At 67.6% G+C, this 4,676-nt stretch carries 6 protein-coding genes; 2 read left to right on the forward strand and 4 right to left on the reverse strand.

Going from position 1 to position 4,676, the window contains the following annotated elements; genetic code table 11:
- Positions 1-221: 221 nt before the first annotated feature.
- The gene (locus tag ACTHJR_RS03690) at positions 222-2,033 is read right to left on the reverse strand and encodes an ABCB family ABC transporter ATP-binding protein/permease (protein ID WP_440521759.1); all 1,812 of its coding nucleotides are present in this window, start codon (positions 2,031-2,033) and stop codon (positions 222-224) included.
- Positions 2,034-2,113: 80 nt separating this feature from the next.
- Here ACTHJR_RS03690 and ACTHJR_RS03695 point away from each other — a divergent pair, with 80 nt between their 5' ends.
- Both ACTHJR_RS03695 and ACTHJR_RS03700 read left to right on the forward strand, forming a co-directional pair.
- On the forward strand, positions 2,114-2,347 hold the full coding sequence (locus ACTHJR_RS03695) for a hypothetical protein (RefSeq protein ID WP_440521760.1): 234 nt from the start codon (positions 2,114-2,116) through the stop codon (positions 2,345-2,347).
- A 56-nt stretch (positions 2,348-2,403) separates the two neighbouring features.
- Entirely contained in the window at positions 2,404-2,817 is a 414-nt protein-coding gene (locus ACTHJR_RS03700; protein ID WP_440521761.1) for a hypothetical protein, read from the forward strand.
- Positions 2,818-2,823: 6 nt separating this feature from the next.
- Here ACTHJR_RS03700 and ACTHJR_RS03705 read toward each other — a convergent pair whose 3' ends face one another.
- The 3 genes from ACTHJR_RS03705 to ACTHJR_RS03715 form a co-directional block, all read right to left on the reverse strand.
- Complete coding sequence (locus ACTHJR_RS03705; RefSeq protein ID WP_440521762.1) at positions 2,824-3,072, reverse strand: hypothetical protein; 249 nt, start codon at positions 3,070-3,072, stop codon at positions 2,824-2,826.
- A 59-nt stretch (positions 3,073-3,131) separates the two neighbouring features.
- Positions 3,132-4,085 (reverse strand): phytoene/squalene synthase family protein, encoded by a 954-nt coding sequence (locus ACTHJR_RS03710; protein ID WP_440521763.1) that lies wholly within the window; start codon positions 4,083-4,085, stop codon positions 3,132-3,134.
- An 18-nt stretch (positions 4,086-4,103) separates the two neighbouring features.
- On the reverse strand, positions 4,104-4,676 hold a 573-nt coding region (locus ACTHJR_RS03715), incomplete at its 5' end, for a TIGR00730 family Rossman fold protein (protein WP_440521765.1).

The following is a 4,676-nucleotide window of genomic DNA, read 5'->3' on the forward strand; positions in this document are numbered from 1 at the left end:
TCGACATTGATCCTCCTCGAAACGCAGGCGTCAAGCTTGTCACCAAGGCCGACCGCCGTCCCCCCATCCGAGTTCGGAGGCTTGAGTACACTGTGTTCCTGCGAAAGCAGGAATCCAGGGTTAATCCAGTCCTTCGCTACCCTGGGCTCCTGCTTTCGCAGGAGCACATAGCGCTTTCGATCTTCGCTTCGACAAGAAGCGCCGAGCTGCCGTTTTGGTCTCTATTCCGCCGCCAGCGCTTCCTGGCGCTCCTGCGCCTGGCGCGCCCACATCTCGGCATAGAGACCGTTCCTGCGCAGCAGCTCGGCATGCGTGCCGCGTTCGGCGACCAGGCCGTTCTCCAGCACGACGATCTGGTCGGCATGGACCACGGTCGACAGGCGGTGGGCGATGACGATCGTCGTGCGGCCGCGCTCGATCGCCTGGAGCGTGCCGAGAATCTCGGCCTCGGTCCGGCTGTCGAGCGCGCTGGTCGCTTCGTCGAGGATCAGGATCGGCGGGTCCTTGAGCAGGGTGCGCGCGATCGCCACGCGCTGCTTCTCGCCGCCCGACAATTTGAGCCCGCGCTCGCCGACCCGCGTCTCGTACTGGTCGGGCTGACGCTCGATGAAGCCGGCGATCGCCGCGCCTTTCGCCGCGCGCACGATGTCCTCCTCGCTCGCGCCTTCGCGGCCATAAGCGATGTTGTAGCCGATGGTGTCGTTGAACAGCACCGTGTCCTGCGGGACGATGCCGATCGCGGCGCGCAAGCTTGCCTGGGTGACCGTGCCGATATCCTGGTCGTCGATCGTGATGCGGCCGCCGGTCAGGTCGTAGAAGCGGTACATCAGCCGCGCGAGCGTCGACTTGCCCGCGCCCGACGGCCCGACCACCGCCAGCGTCTGGCCGGCCGGCACGTCGAGGTCGATGCCTTTCAGGATGTCGCGGCCCGGCTCGTAGCCGAAATGCACGTCCTCGAATCGGACATGGCCGCGATCGATTTTGAGCGGTTTCGCGTCGGGCGCGTCGACCACTTCGGCGCCGGTATCGAGCAGGTCGAACATCGCCGCCATGTCGATCACGCCCTGGCGGATCGTGCGATAGACCATGCCAAGCAGGTCGAGCGGGCGGAACAACTGGCTGAGCAGGGTCGACACCAACGTCACGTCGCCGACCGTGAAGCGCTGCTGCGCCCACCCCCAGACGATGAAGGCGAGCCCGCCGGCCAGCATCAGATTGGTGACGAGCGACTGGCCGATGTTGAGCCAAGCGAGGCTGTTCTCGCTCTTCACCGCGGCGTCGGCATAGGCCGATACCGCGCCTTCGTAGCGCCGCGCCTCGCGCTCCTCGGCGCCGAAATATTTGACCGTTTCGAAATTGAGCAGCGAATCGACCGCGTGCGCGACCGCGCCGGTATCGAGGTCGTTCATCCGCGTGCGTAGCGCATTGCGCCAGTCGGTCACCCAGCGGGTGAAGGCGATATAGACCACCACCATGACCAGCGTCGCGACCACCAGCCAGGGCCCGAAATTCCACCAGAACAGGCCGAGCACCATGGTCAGTTCGAGCACTGTCGGCGCTATGTTGAACAGCATGAAATAGAGCATCGTGTCGATGCTCTTGGTGCCGCGCTCGACCACCTTGGTGACCGCGCCGGTGCGGCGTTCGAGATGGAAACGCAGCGACAATTGGTGGAGGTGACGGAATACCGTCGCGGCGAGCCGGCGGGTGGCTTCCTGACCGACGCGCTCGAACACCACGTTGCGGATATTGTCGAACGCCGTGCTCATCAGCCGCGCGGCGGCGTAGCCCGCGACCAGCGCCATCGCGAGCCAGATGACCGAGCGATCGTGGCCCGCCATCCGGTCGATCGCCCATTTCATCGCATAGGCGCCGTAGATCTGCACGACCTTCGACGCGACGACGAACAGCATCGCGACGACGATGCGCACCTTCAGCCCGGGGGCATCGGCGGGCCACAGATAGGGGAGAAAGCGCCGGAGCGTCGGGATCAGCGGGCGATCCTTGGTCGGCGGAAGGTCGGTGGGCGGCATCGCGCGCCTATGTAGGGAGCCGCGACCATTCAGGGAACCGTCCTCGCGCGCCAGGGATTATAGGCGCGACGGAGGAAGACATGGGTTCGGTATTCTACGTCATCGCGATCATGGGCTGCGGCGACGGACAGACACAATGCGCGCAACAGCGGATCGAGCCGGTCCGTTACTATAGCGCGGCGCAATGCCGGGCGGCGATGCCGGCGGCGCTGATGCGCAACACGGATCTCGACTATCCGACGATCACCGCCGCGTGCCGCCAGGTCGGCCAATCGATGGCGGACAATGTCGCGGCGCCGGCGCGCCGGAGCTGATCTGGCGCGCCGCCGCGGTTCCGCGATAGAAGGGTTCCCCGAAGCGGGGGAATTTCATGCGTAAGCTGATCGGCGTGATTGTCGGACTGGTGCTCGCGGTCGCGCTCATCGACGGATTATGGGCGCTCGCCGGCGCCTGGTTTTCCGCACCGGTCGTGGCGGATGCAAGCGGCCAGGACGTCCTTGCTCAAACCGTGATGCGCATGCCGCTCGCCGGTCAGGCGACGATCGCGGCGACGTGGTTGCTGGCCGGGCTGGTCGGCACGTTCGCGGCGCTGCGCATCGCGCAATGGCGCCCGGCGGGCTGGATCGTCGCAATGCTGGTAGTGGCGGCGGGCCTGTGGAACGTGATCGAATTGGCGCAGCCGCCGTGGCTCGCGGCGGCGACGCTGGTGCTGCCGCTGGTCGGGGCGTGGCTGGCCGAGCGGCATTATCACCGCGCACGGCCGGGCGATCCGTTGATCAATTAGCGCGGGTCAGGCGGGTTCGTGCTGAGCGGCGGCCGGCTCCTGACTGTCGCTTTCCGCGTCCGCGCCGCGGCGCATCGGCAGCGACCAGCGAATCTGGTCGCGCAGCATCGCCTCCAAATCCTCGGCGCCGACATTGTGCGCGGCGGCGCGCTTCCTGAGCAACGTCAGCAGCAATCCGGCGCGTGTCGGCGGCGGCGCGGGTTCCGCGCGGCCGCGCTGCAAGGTGCGCGCGAATTTGACGGAAAGCATCGTCATATTGGGTAAGCTAGGCTGTCGGGCTTGCCGAGTCCTGACCGAGCGCGGTTCACGCGGTGCTAACCACGCGGGCGCGCCCACAAATCGGGCTCGCGCGGCGCCGGCGGATAGCGGCGGCGGCGCCGCAAGGCCTGACCCAGCGCCCGAACGATCCAGCCGATCTTGACGATCGCCGATGTCCGCGCGCGATGATCCCAGGCGTGGTCGCCGCGCGCCTCGACCTCGCGCCCGATCGCGCCGTAGATCCCCGCCGCCGTCAGCACCGCCCAGGCCGAGCGCAGCCCGAGCCGCGGCGTTCCCACCCGCGCACTGGCCTCGAACGCGGCGGCCGTGTCGACCAGTCTCTTCGCGAGGACGGTCAGCCGGTGACGAAACGGTGGCTTCATGTGTTGGCCGGGCGGGAAATCCATCTCGACCAGCCATTCCATCGGCAGGTAGCAGCGCCCGGCGCGGTCATCCTCCTCTATGTCGCGCGCGATATTGGCGAGCTGGAACGCCATGCCGAGATCGCAAGCGCGGTCGAGCGTGTCCTGGTCGTCGGGCGAGACCCCCATCACCACCGCCATCATGCAGCCGACCGCGCCGGCGACATGGTAGCAATAACGATAGAGGTCGTCCTCGCTGCGCGGCCTCCAGTCCTCGAGGTCGAGGCGGAAACCCTCGATCACATCGTGCGCGAGATGGTGCGGCAGGCGCGTCTCGGCGGCGACGATGCGGAGCGCGTCGAACGCCGGGTCGCCGACCGTCTCGCCGGCCAGCGCGGCCTCGGTCATCGCGCGGATCGCCGCCAGCCGGACGGCGGGATCGGGCACGATCGAGAGGTCGTGGCCGTGATCCTGGCCGTCGGCGAGATCGTCGCAGCGTCGGCACCAGGCATAGAGCAGCCAGGCATGGTCGCGTGTGCGGCGACCGAACAGCAGCGACGCGACGAAGAAACTCTTCGATCCCCGCGCGATCGATTCGCGCGCGGTGGCGACGATCGCCGCGCGGCTCGGGAGGTCGGGTGTCGTCATCGCCCTCCCCAAACCCGATTATAGATCCTTGGCGCCGATCTGGCCGATCGTGGTCGCGGGCTCGAACGCCGCCATCTTGTCGAGCAGCTCGCCGAGCGTGGCTGCGACGATCAGCAGCTCCCGGTGCTGCGGCCGGACGAAGCCGACCCGTGCCATCGTCTCCCAGAACTCGACCAGCCCGTCATAATAACCGTCGAGGTTGAGCAGCCCGACCGGCTTGGCGTGATAGCCGATCTGCGCCCAGCTCAGCGCTTCCCACAATTCGTCCATCGTGCCGGTGCCGCCCGGCAGGGTGACGAAGCCGTCGGACAGGTCGGTGAAGGCCTGTTTGCGCTGGTGCATCGTGCCGACGACGTGGAGTTCGGTCAGCCCCTTGTGCGCGACTTCGGCGGCGACCAGCGCTTCGGGGATGATGCCGATCACCTGACCGCCGGCTTCTAGCGCCGAATCGGCGACCGCTCCCATCAGCCCGAGCCGCCCGCCGCCATAGACGACGCCGATTCCGCGCTCGGCCAGGGTGCGCCCAACCTCGCGCGCATTCTCGACGTAACGGGGGTCGCTGGGCGAGGCGGAGCCGCAATAGACGGCGAG

The sequence above is a fragment of the Sphingomonas sp. genome (assembly GCF_051962185.1).
In the GTDB taxonomy this organism is placed as follows: Bacteria; Pseudomonadota; Alphaproteobacteria; order Sphingomonadales; family Sphingomonadaceae; genus Sphingomonas.